Below are 22,581 nucleotides of genomic sequence, written 5' to 3'. Positions count from 1 at the left end.
CGCTGGCGGACGCCGTCGCGGGCGACAGCATGCTGGCGCCGCGGCGGCGTCGCAGCGCGGCGCATGCGCAGAACACGCAGGCGGAAGCAGAAGTCAGTTACGCGGATTTCCGCCAGTGCTATCTCGCGTTGCAGCAGGGGATGGAAACCCGCATCGGCAATCTGCGTGGACGTCTGCGCAGCATGGTCGCGGCGCAGTCGTCCGAAATGACGCGGCTCGCGGTGGTCGACGCGATCATGGAGCGGGCGTTGGGCGCGCGCGAGCGCAGCCTGTTCGGCGCGGTGCCGGGCATGCTCGGCGGCCATTTCGAGCGCTTGCGTAAGGCTGCGCAGGAAGAGCAGGCCGCAGCGGGCGATGATCCGGCCCCGACTGCCGTTGCCAGTGGCGCGTGGCTCGACATGTTCCGCAAGGACATGCAGAGCGTGCTGCTTGCCGAGCTCGAAATTCGTTTTCAACCGGTCGAAGGGCTGCTGGCTGCCCTTCGCATCAGCTAACTGGGACAACATGTCCAGATATCGTATTGATTTCGTTGTTGTTTTTCTCGTAGGTCTGATTGCTGCCGTGTGGGTCGGCGCAGGCTATGTCGTGTCGAATCCGCTGGCGCTGGCCGTCACGCTGCTGGTCATTGCCTGCTATCTGGCGGGCGCGCTGGAACTGCAGCGCTATCAGCAGGCCACGGCCACGCTGACGGGCGCGATCTCGGAGCTGTCCGCAGCGCCGGCGCGGCTCGGCGACTGGCTCGAGCGCGTGCATCCGGGATTGCGCAATACCGTGCGCATGCGCATCGAAGGCGAGCGCGTCGCGCTGCCGGGACCGGCGCTCACGCCTTACCTGGTCGGCCTGCTGGTGCTGCTCGGCATGCTCGGCACGCTGCTCGGCATGGTGACGACACTGCGCGGCACGGGCGCCGCGCTCGAAAGCGCGACCGATCTGCAAGCGATCCGCGCGTCGCTGGCCGCTCCCGTGAAGGGGCTGGGTTTTGCGTTCGGCACGTCGATCGCGGGCGTCGCGACCTCGGCGATGCTCGGATTGCTGTCCGCGTTGTGCCGCCGCGAACGCGCGCAGGCCGCGCATCTGCTCGACACGAAGATCTCGACCACGCTGCGCGGTTTCTCTCAAAGCCAGAAGCGCGACGAGACGTTCAAGCTGCTGCAACGTCAGGCGGACATGATGCCCGTGCTGGTCGACCGTTTGCAGACGATGGCGACGGCCATCGAGCAGCAAAGCGTCGCGCTCAACGAGCGGCTGATTTCGAACCAGCATGCATTCCACGGCCGCACGGAAGCGGCGTATGCGCGTCTGGTGTCGTCCGTTTCGCAGTCGCTGAAAGATAGCGCGGCGGAAAGCGCGCGCGCGGCGAGCGAGGCATTGCAGCCCGCGATGGAAGCCACGATGGCCGGTCATGCGCGGGAAATGGCGTCGCTGCGCGACACCGTCGGGCAGGCGGTGCAGCGTCAACTGGATGGCCTGACGACGGGCTTCGAAGCAAGCACCTCAACCGTCGCGGATTTGTGGCGCAACGCGCTGGCAGGGCAGCAGAACGCGAGCGAAAAACTGGTTCAGGATTTGCGCGCGTCGCTGGAAGGCTTCAGCCAGACTTTCGAGCAACGCTCGAACACGTTGCTGGATGGCGTTTCGGCGCGTCTCGACGCGACGGCGGGCCAGGTGTCGAGCGCGGCGGAAAGCGCGCGCGCGGCGGGCGCCGCATTGCAGCCGGCGATGGAAGCGACGATGGCCGCACATGCGCTCGAAATGGCGGCACTGCGCGAGACCGTCGAACAGGCGGTTCAGCGACAGCTGAACGGCTTGTCGAGCGGCTTCGAGACGTCTACGGCGAACGTGGCGGAAATGTGGAACAAGGCGCTCGCGAATCATCAAGGCGCGAGCGAGACGCTGGTTCAGGATTTGCGCGTATCGCTGGAAGGCTTCAATCAGACTTTCGAGCAACGCTCGACCACGCTGCTGGACGGCGTGTCGGCGCGCCTCGACGCCACGGCGGGTCAGGTTTCGCAAGCATGGAAGGACGCGTTGTCTCAGCAGGAGCGCGCCGGCGAAACGCTCGCCGAGCACAATCGCACGGCGCTCACGACGGCGGCTGCCGCGTTCGAACAGCACTCGGCCGCACTGCTGCGCGCCGTCGACGAATCGCATGCCGGCTTGCAGACGGCGCTGGCTTCGCGCGACGAAGCGCGACTGGCTGCATGGAGCGCATCGCTTGAAGCCGTCGCGACGACCTTGAGCCAGAAGTGGGACGAAGCGGGCGCGCGCACCGCGAGCCATCAGCAGGACATCTGCGACACGCTCGCACAGACGGCACGTGACATCTCCGAACAGACGCAGGCGCACGCAAGCGGCACGATCGCCGAGATTTCGCGGCTTGTTCAAGCTGCATCGGAAGCGCCGCGCGCAGCGGCCGAAGTCGTCGCCGAACTGCGCCAGAAGCTCTCCGACAGCATGGTCCGCGACACCGCGATGCTGGAAGAGCGCAGCCGTTTGCTGGCGACGCTCGAAACCTTGCTCGACGCGGTGAATCACGCATCGACGGAACAACGTACGGCTGTCGATGCGCTCGTCTCGACGTCGGCGGGTCTGCTGGAGCGCGTCGGCACGCAATTCACCGACAAGGTCGAAGCCGAAACCCGCAAGCTCGGCAACGTCGCTGCGCAGGTGGCAGGCAGTTCCGTCGAAGTGGCGAGCCTCGGCGAAGCGTTCGGCATGGCCGTGCGCCTCTTCGGCGAATCGAACGACAAGCTGATGACGCATCTGCAGCGCATCGAAACGGCGCTCGACAAGTCGCTCGCACGCAGCGACGAGCAACTCGCGTACTACGTCGCGCAGGCGCGCGAAGTGATCGATCTGAGCATCCTGTCGCAGAAGCAGATCGTCGAAGACCTGCAGCAGCTGGCGGGCCAGCGCGCGTCGGCGGGAGCTGACGCGGCATGAACGAGGAAATCGACGGCGGCGTCGAGCCGACGACGCCCATCTGGGCCGCGTTCAGCGATCTGATGTCGGTGTTGCTCGGCGCATTCGTGCTGATTCTGGTCGGCGTGATCGGCGTGCAACTGGAGCTGTCCGCGCGCCTCGACGATGCCGTCAAGCAGCGCCAGATGGAAGCGCAGCGCCGCAAGACGCTGGAACAGGCGTTGGCCGGGCCGCTCGCGGCCGGACGCGTGACGCTGGTCAACGGACGTATCGGCATCAGCGGCAATGTGCTGTTCGCGCTGAATTCCGACCAGTTGCAGCCGCAGGGGCGCGACCTGCTGAAGAGTCTTGCCGCGCCGCTGTCGGCGTATCTGCGCTCGCACGACGAAATCCTGATGGTCAGCGGCTTTGCCGACGATCAGCAGGTGCGCTCGGGCAACCGGCGCTTCGCGGACAACTGGGAACTGTCGGCGCAACGCGCGCTGACGGTGACACGCTCGTTTATCGATGCTGGCATTCCCGCGTCGTCGGTGTTTGCGGCGGCGTTCGGCTCCGAGCAGCCCGTCAGTTCGAATGCGGATAGCGAAGGCCGGGCGAAGAACCGTCGCGTGGAAATTGCGGCTGTGCCGAGGCCGGCGTCATCGGGCTCTGGAAATCGTGAGTAAACGCGAAACGGCCGACGCGCAGGCGACGCTCGACGCGTGGCGCGCACAAGGCGCCGACAGGCACAACCCGCTGCGTTTTCATTTCATCGATGCGCTTGCGCGCCGCGCCGCTGCACATGATGGCGAAGCGCGTCGCGTGATGGACGCGCGGCTGTCGGATTTGCTCGACGCATATGCCAGCGATCTCGCCAGCCGTGGTGAATCGTCATCGACAGAGCATGCCGCCGTGCCCTGCAAGCCAACGCGCGGGCCGCTTGCGGAACTGGTCGACTACATCGCGAACCAGCCGCGGGCGGATGACGAGCCCGATGCGCTCAGTCCCGCTGTCCGCTCCGAATTGAAGGCGCTCGATTACTTCCGCGAAACCTGGTCGAAGGTCAGCGCCGGGAAACAGTTGCGCCAGTCGCTCGAACAGGTGCCGGGCAACGCCGGGCCGCTTAATTCGAGCAGCCTCGTGCACCGGTCGCTGTCGCTGATGAGCGAGTTGTCGCCGGGTTATCTGCAGCAGTTCCTGTCTTACGTGGATGCGTTGTCGTGGATGGAACAGCTGACGGGCGGCGGCGCGCTGCCCGTCAAGGATGCGCCGCGCGCCGCGGCCACGAAGAAGGGCGCGCGTAGCAAGTCTCGCTGACCGGCTACATCAGGCCGTATCGGGCTGTCTCTTGTACTGCGACGCGAGCTTGTCCTGCTGGTTCGGCGGCACGGGATCGTAGTGGCTCAGCTCGATGCTGTAGTTGCCATGCCCGCCCGCAATCGCGTTCAGCCGCGACTGATAATCGGTGAGTTCCGATAGCGGCACTTTTCCTGCGACCACCACGGCATGTCCCGCCAGATTGCGCGTGCCTTGCACCTGCGCGCGCCGCGACGACAGATCGCCGATGATGTCGCCCATCGACGTCTCGGGCGTCATCACCTCGATGTTCACGATCGGTTCGAGCAGAACGGGTTGCGCTTTGAGCACAGCGTCGATGAAAGCCTTGCGGCCCGCCGTGACGAACGCCACTTCCTTCGAATCGACGGGATGGCTCTTGCCGTCGAACACGGTGATGCGCACGTCCTGCATCGGAAAGCCTGCAAGCGGGCCATTCTCGATTACCTGCAAGATGCCTTTCTCGACGGCTGGCATGAACTGGCCGGGAATTGCGCCGCCTTTGACGGCATCGACGAATTCATAGCCCGCGCCGCGCGGCAAGGGTTCGACGCGCAGCATCACTTCTCCGAACTGGCCCGCGCCGCCTGTCTGTTTCTTGTGCCGATGATGTCCTTCTGCCTTGCCGCCAATGGTTTCGCGATACGCGATCTTCGGTGGTCGCGTGAGCACGGCGAGCTTGTATTGATCGGTGAGACGCTCCAGCATGTGCCGCAGATGCAACTCGCCCAGACCACGCACGACGGTCTCATTGGTGCCGACGGGATGCTCGATCCGCAAGCAAGGATCTTCCGCCGCGAGCTTTTGCAGAATTTCCCACAAACGTTGCTCGTTGCCACGCCGTTCCGGTTCGATGGCCAAGCCGTAAATGGGCGTCGGAAAGTCGAGCGGCGCGAGATGGATGTTGCCGTCTTCGGCGGCGTCATGCAGCACGGCATCGAAGAAAATCTCGTCGATCTTCGCGGTCGCGCAGATATCGCCCGGCCCGGCTTGCGCAATCTCTTCGTGATCCTTGCCTTGCAGCAGCATCAGATGCGCGACGCGAAAGGGCTGGCGCGCATCGCCGATATAAAGCTGGCTGTCGCGCCGCACCGTGCCTTGATGAATACGAAACACAGCCATCTTGCCGATGTATGGATCGATGACGATCTTGAACACATGCGCGAGCACATGCTTGTTCGGATCGGGTTCGGCCTGTACCGTTTCGCGACGGCCATCGACATCGCGATAGAAGAGCGGCGGATTGCCTTCGAGCGGATTGGGCAGTAGCTTCACGAACACATCGAGCAGTTCCCGAATGCCCGCGCCCGTTGATGACGACGTGAAGCACACCGGCACGAGATGTCCTTCGCGCAACGCTCGCTCGAATGGCTCGTGCAGTTGTTCAGGCTTGATCGCTTCGCCCTGTTCGAGATACAGCTCCATCAGTTTCGCATCGAGTTCGATCACCTGATCGACGAGCGCGTTGTGCGCGGACTCGACGCCAAGAAAATCGGATTCACCGGATGGATTGAAGAAGCAGTCGACCACGGCACGCGCGCCCTGCGCGGGCAGGTTGATGGGCAGACAGGTTGTGCCGAATGTTTCCTGAATTTCTTCCAGCAACGCCGGCAGATTCACCTTCTCCCCGTCGATGCCGTTCACCACGATGATCCGGCACAGCTTGCGCGCTTCGGCCCACGCCATCATGCGGCGCGTGGTCATTTCGATGCCCGTTCGCGCATTGATCACGATCGCCGCGGTTTCGACGGCGGGCAACGCGCTAATGGAAAGGCCGGAGAAGTCGGGGTAGCCGGGAGTGTCGGCGAGGTAGATGCGGGTGTTCTGGTAATGCAGGTGGGCGATCGCGGAAGAGAGCGAGTGGTGGTATTTGCGCTCCAGCGGATCGAAGTCGCAGACGGTCGAACCTCGGTCGACGCTGCCTGCCGCGTGGATCGCGCCTCCTTCCTTGAGCAGCGCCTCGATCAACGAGGTTTTGCCGCATCCGGCGTGTCCGACCAACGCGATGGTACGGATGGCTTCGGGTGGGTAATCCATGGCCGTCCTCATTCTGCGACAGTTATTCGGCCATTATTGGTGAAAAATGCGCGTCGTGCCAGACGGCGCACGCGAAATCGCGTTATCGGGTATGCTGCGGCGCGGTAAAAAACGATCGCACCCGTTTCTGATAAGGTGGTCCGATCTTCACGAACGCACACTGGATTCGCTACGCAATGACCCAACAGCTCAGAATCGATTTTGTCTCCGATATCGCCTGCCCGTGGTGTGCTATCGGGCTTTCATCGTTGCAGCGCGCGCTGTCGAATCTCGGCGATGCAGTCAATGCCGAGTTCGTCATGCATCCGTTCGAACTGAATCCGCAGATGGGGCCGGAAGGCGAGGCGATCGTCGAGTATCTGGGCAAGAAGTATGGCCGCACGCCCGAGCAGATCGCAGAAACGCAGGCGATGATTCGCGAGCGCGGTGCGGATGTCGGCTTTCAGTTCGGGCCGCGCAACTTCGTGTACAACACATTCGATGCACATCGGCTGCTGCATTGGGCGGGCATCGAAGGCAAGCAGTTGGCGCTCAAGCTCGCGTTGCTGAAGGCTTATCACGGCGAGGGCAAGGATCCGAGCAATCACGATGTGCTGGTCGAGGCCGCGCAATCGGTCGGCCTCGATGCTGCAAAAGCCCGCGACGTGCTGAGCGGCGACGACTATGCCGACAATGTTCGCGCGGAAGAACAGCAGTTTCAGTCGATGGGCATCACGTCGGTGCCGTCGATCATCTTCAACCAGAAGTACCTGGTAACGGGCGGGCAACCTGTCGAAGCATTCGAGCAGGTGATCCAGCAGATTCTGGCTGAAGAGAAAGAAGACAAAGCCAGCGCGTAATTGCTGACTTGCAGCCGCGTGTATTAGAAGTACTTGGTCGCGCCTGCATACACCGCGAAATGCGGGCCGTACTGCGGCGCGCCGACGCCAATACCTGAACCGTCGCGCAGTTCGTAGACGCGATTGAATGCGTTGACTACGACGAACCGCGCATCGAACTTGCCGATCAGCGGCTGGTTGAAGTGCTGGATCACACCGAGGTTGACCTGCGCATAGACGGGCAAACGGTCCGTGTTCGCAAAGCCGCTGCGCAGCCCGCTGCCGACGAGTCCATCGACAGTGAAGGTGGTCTTGCCAAGATCGTACGCACCGCCGAATGAAGCCGTCACGCGCTGGTCGTGATCGAGAAACACCCAATGGCTGTTGATGAAGGCCAGTTCGTCGGGATCGAAATTGAACTGCGCCGAACTAATCTGCTTGCCCTGCGCACGGCTATACGCGAGATTCAGATACGCAGAGATATTGTTCTGCCTGTAGTTCGCCGTGAATTCGACGCCATACGTCTTGCCGTATTGATAGTTGAACGGCGTGAAGATCAGCGCCGAGCCGAATTGACCTTCATCCAGCAGATTGGTCGACTTCTTGTAGTAGGCATCGAGCCCGAGCGTAATCGCCGAGCCGAGCTTCTGTGTAATGCCAATATCGAAGTAATGACTGCGTTCGGGCTGAACGGGATCGTTCTGATTCGACGGGCTCTGGTTCGTCGTGCCGTTGAACTTCGAGATTGTCGATCCCGATACCAGTTCGAAAGCGGGCGGCGTGAAATAGCGCGCATAGCCGGCGTGCACCGTAGTGGTCGGCGTGAGCGTATAAACCATGCCGATGCGCGGGCTCAACTGGCTCGCTGTGGTGTACTCGTCCATCCGGTCGTAACGCAGGCCGTAGTTCAGCGTGAGACGGTCGGTAACCTTCCATTCGTCCTGTGCGTACAGGCTGTACAGATAGCCTGTCTTGCTGCTGTTGTCCTGAATGTTGAACGGCTGATCGGAGAGTTGATTGCCGTTGTCATCGGCCGCAAACACGTTCACGCTGTTGTCGAATACTGCGTGTTCCTGCTGGAAAAACAGGCCCGCGCGAATCGTGTGTTTGTCGTTCAGATGCCAGGTCGTATCGACCTGTGCACCATTGGCCGAGTTGCTGTGAAAGTCTTCCGACGCGACACCGTTGAACATCAGATCGCCGACCGGATCCGGATTGAACTTCGTGCGCGTGTATCGCGTGAAAAATGCGATCTGATAGTCGAATGCTCCGCCATTCGTGCCCTGCAACGCGATGGCCGCGAAGTTGTTCAGTTCGGACTGGGTTTCGTTGAGTTGCGAAGAATCGAACGTGTTGTTGCCGTTGAGCGTGAAATTGGTCGGCAGGCCGGGCGTATTCGGAATCTCGAACTGGTTACTGGTCGTGCCGAACAGCACGCTCACGCGCGTCAGCGGATTGATGATGTACGACAGATAGCCGAATGCGTCGCCCTGGCGCGTGTGATCGTGAATCGCGTTGGCGCTTGCCGTGGGATTTTCAATGCCAAGGTTATTCACGCCGAGCGAGCCGCTCAGATAGTAGCTAAGCGGTCCCTGGCTGCCATATACGTCTGCGCTGGTCTTGATGGTTTGATGACTGCCGCCGAATACGCTGACCGAGCCGCCGTTGCCTTCGTCGCCCGTTTTCGTGCGAATGTCGACGATGCCCGCTGTGCGGTAGCCATATTGCGCGGGCAGCGCACCTGTCACCAGATTGAGTTGATCGATGATGCGCGTATCGAGCGACTGGCCGAATCCGCTAATCGGCTCGGGAATGATGATGCCGTTGATCCGGTACTGCAGGTTCGCGTGATCGCCGCGCACGTGCAGTTGGCCGTATGAATCGGCGGCGACGCCGGGCGCTTGTAGCAGCACCTGATTGAGCGGCGTGTCCTGACCCGCGGGCAGGGCATCGATATCGTCCTGTGTGAAATGGTAGACGCTGCTGCCCGTTTCAGGTGACAAGCCGTTGCGCACGTCATCGAGACGTTTGGCGCTGACCTTCACGTCGCTCATTTCGGTTGGGTCGGCGATGCCTTCTGTCGTCGTGGAGTTATCCGTAGCCGCCGATGCCTGTGAAGCCGTAGCGAAGAGCAGCAGCGTGGCGTACATGACCTGAGTGTGTTTGCGCATTTTTATTCTAGGTTGAATGTCGTTGAGATGTTCGTTTTTAAAGCGCGAGCGCATCCGATCCATAGGAATCCTATGAATGAGATATGCAACAGATTGATTTTCGAATCGCTTACGCGATGACGGATTGCGTCATTAGCGGTCTTGGTCTGTATGGGTCTGTGTTGGTCTGACTCTCCGTTCTTTCGTCGCGGCGAAAGATGATGTCGGCGATGTTATAACATAACGTTTGTGTGTTGCAAGCCTTCAATGACCCGCGACGAGACGCGCGGGTTTCGTCGACATCGAAAGTCAATTGCAAGAAAAAAATCTTTCGGTGCGACGGAATAACCCGCGATCGATTGCGTTTGCCCTTATGTCTTCATGTCGGTCTCGCGCGTGCGCGTGCTACTAGGCAATCGCGCGGCGCCGGAAATAACAACAGCAAACCTGGAGTGGTCTTGAGTCACAACACGGTTCAACCGGGGTGGGTGCGTATTACGCACTGGATAAATGCATTGGCTGTCGTGCTGATGGTCATGAGCGGCTGGCAGATTTACGATGCATCGCCAATCTTTCCTGTCATTCAGTTTTCACCTTCGATCACGCTCGGCGGCTGGCTGGGCGGCGCGCTGCAATGGCATTTCGCGGTGATGTGGTTGCTGGTGGCGAACTTCATCGTGTATCTCGCGTTCACCTTTGCGTCTGGACGTTTCAGCAGGAAACTGTTGCCGCTCAAGCCCAGGCAGGTCATAGCCGATCTGGTGTCAGCGCTGCGTGGACGCCTCAAGCACGACGACCTCGCGCATTACAACGCGATTCAAAAGCTCGCCTATCTCGTCGTAATCGCCGACATCGTGCTGATCGTGCTGTCGGGGCTCGCGGTGTGGAAGTCGGTGCAGTTTCCGTTGCTGCGCACGCTCATGGGCGGCTATGACAATGCGCGCGTCGTGCACTTCGTGTGCATGAGCGTGCTGGTCGCGTTCTTCGTCGTACATGTGGCGATGGTCGCGCTCGTGCCGCGTTCGTTGCTGCTGATGATCCGGGGGCGCTGAGTCATGACGATCCGCAAGCGAACCACGCAACCCGGCTCTTTTCTCGCGACGCATGGCGAGTCGATCATCCGCGATGCACAGCGCGAACTCAAATCACCCGCGCGGCGGCTGTTCGGCCAGCGGTTGCTGACGCTCGGCGGCATCGCAATGCTGTCCGGCTGCGATCTGAGCAACGACAAGACGGTCAATACCGCGTTGCGCCGCATCTCGTTCTTCAACGACGACGTTCAGGCCTTGCTGTTCGATCCGAACAAACTCGCGCCGACTTATCCGGAATCGATGATCACGCGTCCGTTTCCGTTCAATGCGTTCTATGACATCGATGACGTGCCCGAGGTCGATGCAGCGGCTTACCGCTTGCAGATCGGCGGACTCGCGCACGGCAAGCGCACATGGACGCTCGATGAACTGCGTGCGCTGCCGCAGGAAAGCCAGATTACGCGTCACATCTGCATCGAAGGATGGAGCGCGATCGGTCATTGGGGCGGCGTGCGTTTCTCCGATTTCCTGCGTCGCGTGGGCGCGGATACGAGCGCGAAGTACGTGTCGCTACGTTGCGCGGACAACTACTGGACCAGCGTCGACATGCCGACCGCGCTGCACGCGCAGACGCTCCTCACGCTCACGTACGACGGCGACGTGTTGCCGCCCAAGTATGGCTTTCCGATGAAGCTGCGCATGCCGACCAAGCTTGGCTACAAGAATCCGAAGCATATCGTCTCGATCGAAATCACGAACCAGTATCCGGGCGGGTACTGGGAGAACCAGGGCTACAACTGGTTCGGTGGCTCGTGACGTCATGACCCTGTTCTCTCTCGCAACACTTAAACCAACCAGTTGGGAGCTTCCATGTCTTTTCGCATCAAACTCGTTGCCACGCTCGTGACGGCCACGCTTGCGACGGCTGCGTTCGCGCAGACGCCTGCGGCAAAACCTTCGCGCATCCGGGGCGAAATCGTGTCGCTCGACGGCGACACGTTGAAGGTCCATCGCCGCAGCGGCGATACGGTATCGATCGAAGTGAAGCCGGCCGTGACCGTTTCGGCCGTCAAGCCGATGCAACTGTCGGATATCAAACCGGGCTCGTTCATCGGCACGGCTGCGACCACGGGCACGGACGGCAAGCTGACGGCGACGGAAGTCGTCGTGTTCCCCGAGGCCGCACGCGGCACGGGCGAAGGGCATTACGCGTGGGATCTCGGTCCGAACAGCTCGATGACCAATGCGAACGTCGATACCGTCGTGCAGAGCACGAGCGGGCGCGACCTGAAGCTGTCGTACAAAGGCGGCAGCAACGTCGTGACGGTGCCGCCGAACGTACCCATCGTGACGATCACGCCGGCTGCGCATACCGATCTGACGCCGGGCAAGAAAGTGTTCGTGGTGGCAACGCCTGCCGCGCAAGGCGCCTATGTCGCGCAACGTGTGGTGGTCGAGAAGGACGGCGTCGTGCCGCCGATGTAAAAGCTGCAATTGCCGGTTGAATCTGATCGGCTTTAAATAATTTCGCCAATTTTTTTCGATTTTTGTTACCGGCTGCGACGCTAACATCGTCGCAGCCGTAATAAAAGGGGCAAAAAAATGGCGATTAACATCAACCGGTCGGCATCCGCCAATGCGGGTAAATCCTTAAAGATAGACGCGATTCGCTTTCTCGCGGCATTCTGGGTGCTGATGTACCACTTCAAGCCGCCCCTTTTCAAGCAGCTTTTACCGCATCAGCTTTCGTTTCTGGGCGGCGCGCTGTGGTCTGGATCGACGGCGTTATTCGCCGGGCCGGCTGCTGTCATTGTTTTCTTCGTGATTTCGGGCTATTGCATTCACTCCGCATATCACAAGGACGTCGCGCTTAAGCCGGTTAACTATTACGCGTCGCGATTCGTTCGGATCGGATTGCCGCTTGTCGTGCTTTTGTGCGTCGTTCAGCCGTTGCCGGCGGGGCAGAATTATCTGGAGTCGGTGTTGTGGTCGCTTTACTGTGAAATGGTGTATTACGCCGTTTATCCGTTCTTGCGGCCGCGCTTTCGATATATCGGCGAAATGATTGCCGGCTGTGTTTTGTTGGCGGCCGTGATGGTCGCGTGTGTGCGGCTGTTCGGGCATCCTGTCTGTCACGGCTGCGTGATCGAGACGTATCACGTTCCAGGTACGGCATTGCTATACGCGGCTGGCTGGATCGGTGGCTGCCTGATTGCGGAGACGCAGCGCAACGCCGCGCAGTTCCAGATTCGCGGCGCGTATTCGCCGCTTACGATGTGGCTCAAGCGCGGTCTCGACGCGAGCACGCGTTTGCTGGCCAGTCATCTTGTCGTGTTGCGAGTGGTCGTCGTTGCAGCGGGCGCCGCCGTCATGATCCTGCTGTCGGAATCGAATCTGAAGCCGGCCATGCTGCCGTTGATTACGCCGGATATCACATTGCCGTTGTTCCAGTTTCTCGCCGCGATCTGGATTGCGGCGGAAACAGCCACGCCTTCTCACTCCCGTTTGTGGTCGGTGCTGGCGGTATTCGGCGCGTGGTCGTACAGCCTTTATCTTTGCCACAAGACTGCACTGGCACTGCTCGAACTGACCACATTCGACGAAACCTCGCGCTACGCGTGGTTCGTCGAAGTGGCGCTGGCTTTTGCGATCAGCTACGCGTTCTATCGCATCATCGAAAAGCCTTCGCACGTTATTTCACAGCGCCTGCGAAAGTACTCACCGCCAGACGTGCCTGGCGCGCCCGCGGCGTGACACCGGCAAGCAATAGAATCAAGGCGTCCAGCGATACACGATCACGCTCGACCCGTTGTAATTGTCTTTGGTGATCATGTACTCGCCTGTCGAACGCAGATAAGCCCGCAGCCCGTACATCGAGTCCACGTCATTGCCGACATCCACATTGCCTGGATTCGAGTTGGTCAGCGTTGTGACGAGCTGGCCCGTGGTCAGATTGAACGCGTCGATGTTCGGCACCGTGTGCACATAACCGACGAACAGATAATTGCCCGCTGCCGTCATCGACTTCGCATTCGCGCTGGTGAGATTGATCACCGGATCTGGCCGCGTCATGTTGCCCGCTCTCCAGCCGTGATACACCTCGATTCGGGTGCTCATCGCTGTCCAGTCTGAACTTCCCGCGATGCCTTGCGCGAGAATCATCGTGTCGCTTTCGGCAAGGTAGATGATGCGCGTCAACGGACGGATGCTCATCGGAATGGGCAATGCGATGCCCGCGCCCCATGTCGGCTTGCCGTATCCGTCGAAGCCCGTCAGCGGATAGTGATAGATATGATTCGTGCGATCAAGCCCGGCCCACACATCCCCCTTGTTATCGATGCTGAAGCCGCCCGTCACCGATCGCGTCGTATTGAACGCGGTGCCAGGAAGCGAAGCATCGGGCACAGCGATATATCCCTTGGATGGCTCGAAATGATAGAAGTAGAAGATCGCCGGGTTCTGCCCTGACGCAACGAGAATCCGGTTGCCGCCTACGCTGACGAGCTGGCCGAAATGTTCGTTGCGCTGGGTGTCGTTGACGTTCAGGCGCGGGTCGTTGGGATACGAAAAGGGATCGACGGTGTTCGCGACGAAGGTGCCGCCCGCGGTGCCCGAATAGATGTTCGTGCCGCTGTAGAACAGTGCACCATCCGTCACCGGGTCCGGTGCCGCGACAGCCTCGAAGTTGAGCGCCTGCAATTTCCACAGCAGCGTGCCCGCGCTGTTGTACGCGTGAAGGTCGGTGCCGCCGTTGCGGCCCAGATCCCAGCCGCCGCCCCACGGGTTGTTGAGCACATACAGATTGCCCGCTGCGTCCTTGCCGATGCCTTCGACGCGCGTGAAGCGCTTGTCGCCGACCTGGCCCTTGACGCCCGCTGTAGTGTCGAGATAGCCGCCCTGAACACCGAACGTGCCGACCAGTTGCGGCGCGCCCGTCACGTTGTAGAGCTTGATGTTCATGTCGGGGCCTTCGTCGCCGACCATCAGCAGCCCTGTCGAGGCATCGACATACACCGCGGAAGGGCGCGACGTTGCAGCCATCTGGATCGTATTCAGCAACGCGCCCGTAGGCCCATATTCGACGATCGTCCCCGCGCTTTTGCGCGCGACCCACAGGTTGCCTGCGCTATCGAGCGCCAGCGCGCCTGGACCTGAGACGCTGATGTCCTGCAACCACGCACCGTCCGTCGTGAAGACGCGCACGCGATTGCCGAAGAAATCGCTCGCATAGAGTTGCGATCCTGCTGTCGCGAGACCTGTGATCGCGTCGGCGCGGGTGATGGCGTTCCATGTGCTGACGTTGATGACGAGATCGCGTGTGCCCGTTGCGCGGTTATAACGCCCGACGCCGCCGCTGCCATATTGCGTGCCTGCCTGCATCGCCGCGAAGATCGACGTTGCATTGCCCGTAATCGCGCCGCCCTGGAACTCGCTGTGAATGCCGATCGATCCGATGCTCTGTCCATTCTGATAGATCGCGACGCCGCCTTCGTTCTCGTCCCACATCGACGCCGTATAGATCACGCCTTCAGGCGAGACCCACATTGAACGCGCGCCATTGCCGACATGCGCGGCGAGCGTGCCATAAGTATTCGCGAGCCAGTCGGTGGTGTACTGCGCATGACAGATCGACGCGAACATGGCGATGAATAAGCCGATGCATAGCGTGTGCAATCGCATTCGATGAATGGGCATGTAAAACGTTCTCCTGAAGTCGAGCGATGGGAGTGATGAGTAGCGCGCGCCACCCGATGCAGGAAATTTTAAGCGTCCATTTATTCAAACGGATGTCGATACACGAACGTCAGTGCAGAAAAAGTGAGTCACATCATGTGCATTGAATCAGCGTCATGCCGTGCGCATGGTCGGCACGGATGTGGTGCGATGAAAAGAGATCTTCAATCGATGCATGCCGCACTAGAATGAGTTACTGCCGCATGCATTTTCGCGGCGACGCGGTCTTGCATCCGCATCCAGTTCTTCCGCATCGGAGAATCAGCATGCCGACCTACCAGTATCGTTGCGAAAGTTGTGGGGAAAAGTTCGAGCACGCCGAGCACGTCGCAGAACATGCAACGGTGCATCTGAAATGCCCTAAATGCGGCAGTGACAAGGTGCAGCACGCACCCGCGCCGTTCGTCGCGAAGACGTCGCGCAAGAGTTGAGCGCGCGGCAAGGCTCGGGGCGCGCTGATGAAACCATGCGAAGCGTGCAAGGCATTGGACGGAAAGCCGTCATCCGCGCCACCGCATGGCGATTTGAGTGCGATGGAATCGCCCCAGCATCCCGCCAGCCGCTATGACGAATACGTGTGCACGGTTTGCGGTAACTATATGCTTAGAAACACGTCCGACGGCGACCCGCCTGGCGTCTGGTCGCTGCAAGGCGGATCGAACGTAGCGAGGTCGTGATGGCATGGCTTGTCATTCTGCATGGCGCTTACTGGCGCGATGTCTCGCCCGAGGTGTTCAAGGAACACGCGAAACGGGACGACTGGAGCCAGCTGATATGCGACACCTTCGACGCAAGCGAAGGCATGTGCGAAGCGGAACACGATGGCCTGAAATTTCTGATTCCACGCAATACGGTGATCGCGGCGGTGAACCTGCAGGATCGTGAGCAGGCGCACGGTTTTGCGTTGCCTGCTCACGACGGGAGCGCTCATCGCTGACAAGGGCGACAAACGTATTCAGCGCTTGTCAGCCAGCGGAAGCGACGTATCGAGTGTGTCGCGTCCCGCACGCGCGTTGCCCGCGCGCCACTTGTCCAGAAACGGCACATCGGGTTTCATCACGAAGCTCAGCACGATTCCGCAGATCATCACACCAATCGACAGCATGAACGTCACGTTCCAGTTGCCGAGCCGATCGACCACATAACCCGCGACGACGGGACTCACGATCGCCGCAATGAACCCGTTGCCGCTCATGATCCCGCTCGCGGTGCCGGAGCGGTCGTAGGCGATGTCCATCGGGATCGCCCACATCGGGCCGATGTTCATTTCGTTGAAGAACATCGCCGCAGCAAGAAAGATCAGCGAGTACACCGGATCGTGCAGCAGCACGACGGGTATCAGCGAAAGACCGGTGAGCCCCATGCAGCATGCAACCAGATAGCTGCGCGCAAGCTTGACTTTGCCCGACTTGCGCAACAACCGGTCGCTGACGAGTCCGCCCACCAGATCGCCGACCACGCCTGCAACGAACACGCCCGACGTGAAGACGACCGCCTTCTTGATGTTGAGATGAAAGCTGTGCATGAAATACAGCGGCATCCAGTCGAGCATCAGCCAGAGAATCCAGTTGTAGCAGAAGTAGACGGCCGACACGGGCGCCATGCGGCGATAGAGGCGCATCCACGTGCCGGGCGCATCGACGGGATGCACTTTGGGCGGCGGCAATATCGCGAGTTCTTCTTGTGTGATGCGCGCGTGATCGGCAGGGCGTTCGGTGTACGTGAAGATCCACAGCACGAGCCAGCCCGCGCTCAACGCGCCGAGCAGATAGAACGAGAAACGCCAGTTGAACGCCGTCATCAGCGCGAGCACGAGCATCGGCGCGATTGCGTTGCCCAACCGTGCGCAGGAATGCGTGATGCCTTGCGCCATGCCGCGCTTGTCTTTTGTTACCCATGCAGCCATCGCGCTCGTCGATGCGGGAAAGGTCGCGCCTTCGCCCAGTCCTAGCAGCAGCCGCGCGGCGATCAGCGAGAAGAAGCCGCCTGCGAAACCGGTGAGCGCCGTTGCAATCGCCCAAACCGAAGCACACGCGATCAACGTGCGACGAGCGCCAAAGCGATCGCTGACCCAGCCGCCGATAAACTGAAAGATCACATACGGATACGCGAACGCGGAAAAGATCAGCCCAAGCTGCGTGTTCGTAAGTCCCAGCTCGCTCTTGAACTGACCGGCCGCTGTGCTGATGTTCACGCGGTCCACGTAGGTGATGAAGTACATCAGGCATAGCGTCGCGAGCACCATCGTGGTCGCTTTCGGCAGCAGTCGTTTCATGTCTCCTCCTTGTGTTATTGGCCGCGAGTTGCCGTTAGCGTTTGTTCGAGCCAGCCGTGAACGCGGCCACGCCGTCGCGAAACGCGCTGCTGCCGTAGACGGATTCGATCAGGTCTTCATCGTCGAGACGCTGCTCGACGACGATGCGGCGCAGGCTTTCTTTCACCGCGTGCTGCGTCACTTGCGACAACCCGCCGAGACGTTGCGCGAGCGTTTTCGCCGCATCTTCGAACGTGTCTTTCTTGCAGATCTCGTAGACGTAGCCGCATGCAAGCGCTTCGTCGGCGGAAAGAAAATCGGCGAGCAGCAGCATCTTTTTCACGCGCGGCACGCCGAACGCAGCATGAAGCCGCGCGAGATTGCGCGACGACAGCGTGTTCGACAGCGTCTTCGCAATCGGCGCGCCGAATTTCGACGCCTCGCTGCAGATGCGAAAGTCGCACGCAGTGGCGAGCGCAAGGCCGCCGCCCACGGCCCATCCATCGATCACCGCGACGGTCGGCACCCGGATGCGCTCGACGGCATCGATCACGCGTTCGACCAGTGCCTCATATGCAACACCCTGGCGGCCGTCGTTAAAGTCCGTGAAATAGCCGATGTCGGTGCCCGACACGAACGATTTGCCGCCCGCGCCACGCAACAGCACACAGCGCACGGCCGCGTCGCGCTGGCATTGGTCGATCAGCGCGAGCAACGCTTCATACATCGGCATCGTCATTGCGTTGTGACGCTCGGGGCGGTCGATCAGAATTTCCGCCGTGCCAACGTCGACCCTCTTGAGAAAAACGTGCTCGCTCATGGCTGTGTCCCGTTGATCTCGGCGAACAGTTCGTCGTTGTGCTCGCCGAGCAGCGGCGGGTGACGTCGCACCTGTTGGGGCGTGCCGAGCAGCTTCACGGGAAAGCCGATGTTCTTCACCTTGCCCTCGATCGGATGATCGATCTCCATGCACATGCCGCGATGCTGTGCATGCTCGCTGCCGAAGGCTTCCGGGTACGACAGAATCGGACCTGCCGGAATACCTGCATCCAGCATCGTGTCGATCCATTCCGCGCAATCGCGCTGTGCGAACGATTGCTCCAGCATCTCGATCAGCGCCTCGCGGTTCTTCAAGCGCAGCGACACGGTTTCGAAATCGGGGTGCTTCAGCAACTCGGGACGTTCGATCAGCGCGCACAGCTTCGACCACAGCTTCTGGTTGGTCGCGCCCATCACGAAGTAGCCGTCGCGGGCCTTCACGGCCTGATACGGCGCGCTCATCTTGTTGCTGGTGCCGAGCGGCGTCGGCGGAACGCCCGTGCCCCAGTAGTCCGACATGTCCCAGATCGAGAACGCCATCGCCGAATCGAACAGCGACGCGTCGATGTGCTGTCCCACGCCCGTTTTCTGTGCGCCGATATACGCGGACAGCAGGCCATACACGGCAAACAGCGCACAGCCGATATCGGCGACGGGTACGCCTGCCTTGACCGGCTTGCCGCCCTTATAGCCCGTCACGCTCATGACGCCCGACATCGCCTGCGCCATCAGATCGAAACCGGGCCGCGACGCCCACGGGCCGCTTTGCCCGAAGCCGGAAATGCTCGCGTAGACGATCTTCGGATTGATCGCACGAATCGACTCGTAGTCGATGCGCAGACGCTGCACCACACCGGGCCGATAATTTTCGACGATAACGTCGGCGGTTTTCGCCAGTTTGTAGAAGAACTCGCGGTCTGTGTCGCTCTTCAGGTCGAGTGCAACAGAGCGCTTGTTGCGGTTCATGTTCAGGAAGCCCATGCTGTCCGGCCCCTTCATCTTGAAGCCCATCGCGCCGCGCGTCTGGTCGCCTTCGAGCGGTTCGATCTTGATCACGTCGGCGCCGAGATCGGCGAGCAGCATGCAGGCGAACGGTCCTGCCATCACCTGGCTGACATCCAGCACGCGGATGCCTTGCAGCGGCAAGGGCCGCGATTGTGCGAATTCGTCGGATCGCGACATCAGTGTGTCTCCTGAAAGGTAAAGGCGAGCGGGCGCCGCCGACGCCCGGTCGGAATATGGAAATGGCGAGTGAGAGAGGGCTTAGGCGCCGCGTCGCGGCGACACCGGCTCAATGCAAAGGTATGAGCCGCGAGCCGCAGAAAGAAGGGTGATTGTCATGCCGTCTCCATGTGTTTGTTGTATGCACAACTCTCACCCAGCGCGAAGACACCGGCAAGGATGTAACGGTCATGGCTGGATTCGCAAATTGCGAAAGGGCGCACGGCGCGGCTACTTCGATCCGTCAGTCAGCGCGGCCACGACGTTGTGCAGCGTCTGCGCCTGCGCATGCCCTTCGGCGCACGACAGCACGTAACTGCGCTGATGCCAGTCGCCTTGCAGTTCCGCGCAGCCGAGCGTGTCCTCGGGATGAAAGCTGCTGAACACATCGGGCGGCATCAGGCCGACGCCGAGACCGTGCCGCACGAACGCCAGCATCGTATCGAAGCCGTTGACGGAAAAATCGTTGCTGAAATGCCGTCCGCGGCTGCGATACGCGCGCTGCACGGCGGTGAGAATCGCCGAGCCCTTGCCGAGACTGACGAGCGGCATGTCGAGCAGATCGTCGATCGCGACGGGCGCGGCGGGAAACTGGAAGTGTGTGCGGCTGTACACCAGCACGAGCCTGTCCTGCCGGTAAGCCACCTGTGGCAGATCGAGAAACCCGCTTTTTTTCTCGTAGATGCCGATATCGATCACCTTGTCGCGGAGCATCTGCTGAATGATCTTGCTGTTTTCCTCGATCACTTTCAGCGTGATGCCCGGATAGCGCTGCTGGATGCCCGCGATATCGCGCGCGAGAAACTCGATCACCACAGCCTTCGGCGCACCGATGATGATGCGCCCCTGCTGGCCCTGAACCAGCGCCTGCGCGTCGCCTGCCAGCCGGTCGACCAGCGTGTCGATCTGCCGGAGGTAGCGCAGCAGCTTGTCGCCGGATTCGGTCACTTCGACGCCATGCGGCACGCGCCGGAACAGCTTCGCGCCAAGCTGCGCCTCGAGATCCGACACGCGGCGCGACGCGGCGGCCACGGCGAGCCCGAGCTTGTCGGCGGCGCGGGAGATGCTGCCTTCGTCCACGATGGCGAGCACCAGCCGGACAGTAGTCGTGTCGACTCTCACGGAAGTTTCAATCTCCAGGATGGGGTAACGGATGCGTGCTCAACGGAATTTTGCGTGAGTAAGATATACGCATGGCCAGCACGGGCGGGCAAATTTACGGCATCATGCGTCACCTGCCGCTCGACCAGGTACTTGCCTGACTCAAGTCGGCTATTTTCAGGCCGTTAATCCAAAGAGCAAAGCTTGCGGCGCGTTGAGCCGGATCGCGGTTTCACGATTGCGACTGCGCCATGTCTGAGAAAACCTTCATGTTCGATTCGCTCCTGGCGACGCCTACGCCAGAGAAGGCCGTGGTCAGTCCGTCAGTGCGCGCCGCACTGCTGTCGGCGCTGTTCGACAACGCGTGGCCGCTGTTCCTGTCGGGCATCTCCAGCATTTTCGTGGCCGCCGTCGCGTGCTTCCTGCTGCAGCAGACGTGGACGGTGCTCTGGCTGATCGCCGACATTGCCGTGCTGGCCGCGCGACTCGGCATCGTGCGTCTCTATGTGGCGCGCAGCCGTATCGCCACGGTGCATCCCGGCCCGTGGGCGGCGCGTTACGCGCCCGTCAGCCTGGTCGCCTGCCTGTTGCTCGGTCTCGGCACGGCCGCATGCTTTCTGTCGCCCGACAAGGAACTGGCCACGCTCGCGATCATGGTCGCGGCGGGCATTCTGGGCGGCATCGCGTCGCGCAACGCGGCGCTGCCGCGTCTTGCCATCGCGCAGATTTTTCTTGGCACGGTGCCGATCGGCATCGGCGCGCTGATTGCACCGCACAGCGGCGCATGGATTCTGATTCCGCCGCTCGTCGCCTATAACGCGGCGATGGTTTCGGTCGTGCGCCGCCACTACAGCGGACTCGTCGCGCTGATGACGGCCGAACAGCGGCACGCCGAACTCGCCGCGCGTTTCGATGCGGCGCTCGCCTACATGCCGCACGGGCTGTGCACAGTGGATGGCACGGGCAATGTCGTGATCGCGAATCGCCGCACGGCGGAACTGTTCGGTGCGACGGTCGAAATGCTGAAGCTCAATGTGCCACTGCCTGAATTTATCGGCCACGTCGGCATCGCGCAGTTCGGCGAGACGCTGCGAAAGCGGCTCGAAGAACGCTGCAACACGTGGCTCGGCGACGGTCATACGCCGATGGATCTCGAACTGGAGGATGGCCGCCAGCTCGAACTGACGCGCAACCCGGTGCCCGACGGCAGCTCGATCATAATCATCGAAGACGTGACGCAGCGTCGGCAGACCGAGGCGAAAATCCTGCACCTCGCGCGGCACGATTCGCTCACGGGTTTGCCGAATCGACGCGAACTACGCGACCGGCTGGAGCAGATCCTGATGAGCGGCAATGGGTTCAGGAGCGAATCGATCGCGATGATGTATCTGGATCTCGACGGCTTCAAGCAGGTCAACGACCGGCTCGGCCATTGCGCGGGCGACGAAGTGCTGGAGACGGTCGCCGCGCGCCTGTTGCGCGTGCTGCGTCCGGGCGAACTGGTTGCACGCCTGGGCGGCGACGAGTTCGCGATCATCGCGAATCACGCGACGCTGCCGTCGGTGGTGGCGCTGGCGCAGCGTGTGATCCGCGACATCGCGCTGCCGTATCACCTGTCGACGGGTGAAGCCGTCAGCATCGGCACGAGCGTGGGGATTGCGCTGGCAGCGAACGAGGATTCCGTCGATGGCCTGATCCGGCGAGCGGATCAGGCGTTGTACAGCGCGAAGCAGGCGGGCCGGGGCACGTATCGCGTGGCGAACGCGTAAGCATCGAGCCGGCGGCGACTCTGCTGTCAGGCGTCAGGCCAACGCGACGACGGCGATCTCGACCAGCAGTTCCGGCGCGGCCAGCTTCGCCTCGACGGTCGCCCGCGTCGGCGCGCAGCCTTCCGAGACCCACGCGTCCCACACGCTGTTCATTCCCGCAAAATCGCGTTCGATATTCGCAAGCCACACCTGCGCAGACACGAGCCGCGTCTTGTCGATACCCGCCTTCTCCAGAAAGCCGTCGATCTTCGCCAGCACGCTTGCCGTCTGGACTTTCACATCGGGTGCGTGATCGTTCGACGTCTGGCCGCCGATGAACACCAGTCCCGCCGCCTTCACGACACGGCTCATGCGCTGGTTCGTTTCGATTCTGACGATATCGGACATACGTTGGTTTGCTCCTTGGTTTGA

Annotated in this window: 19 protein-coding genes and 1 pseudogene; 12 read left to right on the top strand and 8 right to left on the bottom strand. The window is 61.2% G+C overall.

The window, feature by feature from the left end; translation table 11 throughout:
- The 4 genes from G3O01_RS34200 to G3O01_RS34185 all read left to right on the top strand — a co-directional run.
- Positions 1-494 (top strand): DUF3348 domain-containing protein (locus tag G3O01_RS34200; protein WP_205811407.1); only part of this gene is annotated, 494 nt, incomplete at its 5' end.
- Between the two features lie 10 nt (positions 495-504).
- Positions 505-2,943, top strand: a complete 2,439-nt coding sequence (locus G3O01_RS34195; RefSeq protein ID WP_205811406.1) for a DUF802 domain-containing protein — start codon at positions 505-507, stop codon at positions 2,941-2,943.
- On the top strand, positions 2,940-3,587 hold the full coding sequence (locus tag G3O01_RS34190) for an OmpA family protein (protein WP_205811405.1): 648 nt from the start codon (positions 2,940-2,942) through the stop codon (positions 3,585-3,587). Before G3O01_RS34195 ends, G3O01_RS34190 begins: the two co-directional genes overlap by 4 nt.
- Positions 3,580-4,218: a DUF2894 domain-containing protein gene (locus G3O01_RS34185; RefSeq protein ID WP_346779241.1), complete on the top strand. Its 639-nt coding sequence runs from the start codon at positions 3,580-3,582 to the stop codon at positions 4,216-4,218. The genes G3O01_RS34190 and G3O01_RS34185 overlap by 8 nt, the downstream gene beginning before the upstream one ends.
- A 9-nt stretch (positions 4,219-4,227) precedes the next feature.
- On the opposite strand, the gene fusA is transcribed toward G3O01_RS34185, so the two are convergent.
- Complete coding sequence (gene fusA / locus G3O01_RS34180) at positions 4,228-6,273, bottom strand: elongation factor G (protein WP_205811403.1); 2,046 nt, start codon at positions 6,271-6,273, stop codon at positions 4,228-4,230.
- A gap of 176 nt (positions 6,274-6,449) precedes the next feature.
- Here fusA and G3O01_RS34175 point away from each other — a divergent pair, with 176 nt between their 5' ends.
- Positions 6,450-7,112, top strand: coding sequence for a DsbA family oxidoreductase (locus G3O01_RS34175; protein WP_205811402.1), 663 nt, complete (start codon positions 6,450-6,452; stop codon positions 7,110-7,112).
- Between the two features lie 23 nt (positions 7,113-7,135).
- Here G3O01_RS34175 and G3O01_RS34170 read toward each other — a convergent pair whose 3' ends face one another.
- Positions 7,136-9,325 (bottom strand): TonB-dependent receptor, encoded by a 2,190-nt coding sequence (locus tag G3O01_RS34170; protein ID WP_205811401.1) that lies wholly within the window; start codon positions 9,323-9,325, stop codon positions 7,136-7,138.
- Between the two features lie 374 nt (positions 9,326-9,699).
- On the opposite strand from G3O01_RS34170, the gene G3O01_RS34165 reads away from it, so the two are divergent.
- The 4 genes from G3O01_RS34165 to G3O01_RS34150 all read left to right on the top strand — a co-directional run bounded on the left by G3O01_RS34165 (position 9,700) and on the right by G3O01_RS34150 (position 13,026).
- The gene (locus G3O01_RS34165) at positions 9,700-10,293 is read left to right on the top strand and encodes a cytochrome b/b6 domain-containing protein (protein WP_205811400.1); all 594 of its coding nucleotides are present in this window, start codon (positions 9,700-9,702) and stop codon (positions 10,291-10,293) included.
- A 3-nt stretch (positions 10,294-10,296) separates the two neighbouring features.
- A complete protein-coding gene (locus G3O01_RS34160) occupies positions 10,297-11,088 on the top strand; it encodes a molybdopterin-dependent oxidoreductase (RefSeq protein ID WP_205811399.1) in 792 nt (263 codons plus the stop codon).
- 54 nt (positions 11,089-11,142) lie between these two features.
- Positions 11,143-11,757, top strand: coding sequence for a hypothetical protein (locus G3O01_RS34155; protein ID WP_205811398.1), 615 nt, complete (start codon positions 11,143-11,145; stop codon positions 11,755-11,757).
- A 117-nt stretch (positions 11,758-11,874) separates the two neighbouring features.
- Positions 11,875-13,026: an acyltransferase family protein gene (locus tag G3O01_RS34150; protein WP_205811397.1), complete on the top strand. Its 1,152-nt coding sequence runs from the start codon at positions 11,875-11,877 to the stop codon at positions 13,024-13,026.
- 18 nt (positions 13,027-13,044) lie between these two features.
- On the opposite strand, the gene G3O01_RS34145 is transcribed toward G3O01_RS34150, so the two are convergent.
- Complete coding sequence (locus G3O01_RS34145; protein ID WP_205811418.1) at positions 13,045-14,952, bottom strand: SMP-30/gluconolactonase/LRE family protein; 1,908 nt, start codon at positions 14,950-14,952, stop codon at positions 13,045-13,047.
- A 320-nt stretch (positions 14,953-15,272) separates the two neighbouring features.
- Between G3O01_RS34145 and G3O01_RS34140 the strand changes: the two genes are divergently transcribed.
- A complete protein-coding gene (locus G3O01_RS34140; protein ID WP_205811396.1) occupies positions 15,273-15,437 on the top strand; it encodes a zinc ribbon domain-containing protein in 165 nt (54 codons plus the stop codon).
- Positions 15,438-15,682: 245 nt separating this feature from the next.
- Entirely contained in the window at positions 15,683-15,943 is a 261-nt protein-coding gene (locus tag G3O01_RS34135) for a hypothetical protein (RefSeq protein ID WP_205811395.1), read from the top strand.
- Between the two features lie 18 nt (positions 15,944-15,961).
- On the opposite strand, the gene G3O01_RS34130 is transcribed toward G3O01_RS34135, so the two are convergent.
- The 4 genes from G3O01_RS34130 to G3O01_RS34115 form a co-directional block, all read right to left on the bottom strand.
- Positions 15,962-17,281: an MFS transporter gene (locus tag G3O01_RS34130; RefSeq protein WP_205811394.1), complete on the bottom strand. Its 1,320-nt coding sequence runs from the start codon at positions 17,279-17,281 to the stop codon at positions 15,962-15,964.
- A 34-nt stretch (positions 17,282-17,315) separates the two neighbouring features.
- The gene (locus tag G3O01_RS34125; protein WP_205811393.1) at positions 17,316-18,080 is read right to left on the bottom strand and encodes an enoyl-CoA hydratase; all 765 of its coding nucleotides are present in this window, start codon (positions 18,078-18,080) and stop codon (positions 17,316-17,318) included.
- Positions 18,077-19,261, bottom strand: a complete 1,185-nt coding sequence (locus tag G3O01_RS34120; RefSeq protein ID WP_205811392.1) for a CoA transferase — start codon at positions 19,259-19,261, stop codon at positions 18,077-18,079. The genes G3O01_RS34125 and G3O01_RS34120 overlap by 4 nt, the downstream gene beginning before the upstream one ends.
- Before the next feature lie 270 nt (positions 19,262-19,531).
- Positions 19,532-20,422 (bottom strand): LysR family transcriptional regulator, encoded by an 891-nt coding sequence (locus G3O01_RS34115; RefSeq protein WP_205811391.1) that lies wholly within the window; start codon positions 20,420-20,422, stop codon positions 19,532-19,534.
- A gap of 248 nt (positions 20,423-20,670) precedes the next feature.
- Between G3O01_RS34115 and G3O01_RS34110 the strand changes: the two are divergent.
- Positions 20,671-22,167 (top strand): annotated as a pseudogene (locus G3O01_RS34110) (diguanylate cyclase); the annotation flags it as partial.
- A 36-nt stretch (positions 22,168-22,203) separates the two neighbouring features.
- On the opposite strand, the gene G3O01_RS34105 reads toward G3O01_RS34110, so the two are convergent.
- A complete protein-coding gene (locus G3O01_RS34105) occupies positions 22,204-22,557 on the bottom strand; it encodes a RidA family protein (protein WP_205811389.1) in 354 nt (117 codons plus the stop codon).
- Between the last annotated feature and the right edge of the window lie 24 nt (positions 22,558-22,581).

The sequence above is a fragment of the Burkholderia sp. Ac-20365 genome, assembly GCF_017104715.1.
Classification (GTDB): Bacteria; Pseudomonadota; Gammaproteobacteria; order Burkholderiales; family Burkholderiaceae; genus Paraburkholderia.
Note: the sequence above shows the minus strand (reverse complement) of the source record. Positions and strands in the feature narration are given on the sequence as shown.

What these genes read in the sequence shown, in the direction of transcription:
- G3O01_RS34145 (WP_205811418.1), bottom strand. Translation starts at nt 14,952, where the DNA reads ATGCGATTGCACACGCTATGCATCGGCTTATTCATCGCCATGTTCGCG.
- G3O01_RS34160 (WP_205811399.1), top strand. Translation starts at nt 10,297, where the DNA reads ATGACGATCCGCAAGCGAACCACGCAACCCGGCTCTTTTCTCGCGACG.
- G3O01_RS34120 (WP_205811392.1), bottom strand. Translation starts at nt 19,261, where the DNA reads ATGTCGCGATCCGACGAATTCGCACAATCGCGGCCCTTGCCGCTGCAA.
- fusA (WP_205811403.1), bottom strand. Translation starts at nt 6,273, where the DNA reads ATGGATTACCCACCCGAAGCCATCCGTACCATCGCGTTGGTCGGACAC.
- G3O01_RS34135 (WP_205811395.1), top strand. Translation starts at nt 15,683, where the DNA reads ATGGCATGGCTTGTCATTCTGCATGGCGCTTACTGGCGCGATGTCTCG.
- G3O01_RS34195 (WP_205811406.1), top strand. Translation starts at nt 505, where the DNA reads ATGTCCAGATATCGTATTGATTTCGTTGTTGTTTTTCTCGTAGGTCTG.
- G3O01_RS34130 (WP_205811394.1), bottom strand. Translation starts at nt 17,281, where the DNA reads ATGAAACGACTGCTGCCGAAAGCGACCACGATGGTGCTCGCGACGCTA.
- G3O01_RS34170 (WP_205811401.1), bottom strand. Translation starts at nt 9,325, where the DNA reads ATGGATCGGATGCGCTCGCGCTTTAAAAACGAACATCTCAACGACATT.
- G3O01_RS34155 (WP_205811398.1), top strand. Translation starts at nt 11,143, where the DNA reads ATGTCTTTTCGCATCAAACTCGTTGCCACGCTCGTGACGGCCACGCTT.
- G3O01_RS34125 (WP_205811393.1), bottom strand. Translation starts at nt 18,080, where the DNA reads ATGAGCGAGCACGTTTTTCTCAAGAGGGTCGACGTTGGCACGGCGGAA.
- G3O01_RS34175 (WP_205811402.1), top strand. Translation starts at nt 6,450, where the DNA reads ATGACCCAACAGCTCAGAATCGATTTTGTCTCCGATATCGCCTGCCCG.
- G3O01_RS34150 (WP_205811397.1), top strand. Translation starts at nt 11,875, where the DNA reads ATGGCGATTAACATCAACCGGTCGGCATCCGCCAATGCGGGTAAATCC.
- G3O01_RS34190 (WP_205811405.1), top strand. Translation starts at nt 2,940, where the DNA reads ATGAACGAGGAAATCGACGGCGGCGTCGAGCCGACGACGCCCATCTGG.
- G3O01_RS34105 (WP_205811389.1), bottom strand. Translation starts at nt 22,557, where the DNA reads ATGTCCGATATCGTCAGAATCGAAACGAACCAGCGCATGAGCCGTGTC.
- G3O01_RS34140 (WP_205811396.1), top strand. Translation starts at nt 15,273, where the DNA reads ATGCCGACCTACCAGTATCGTTGCGAAAGTTGTGGGGAAAAGTTCGAG.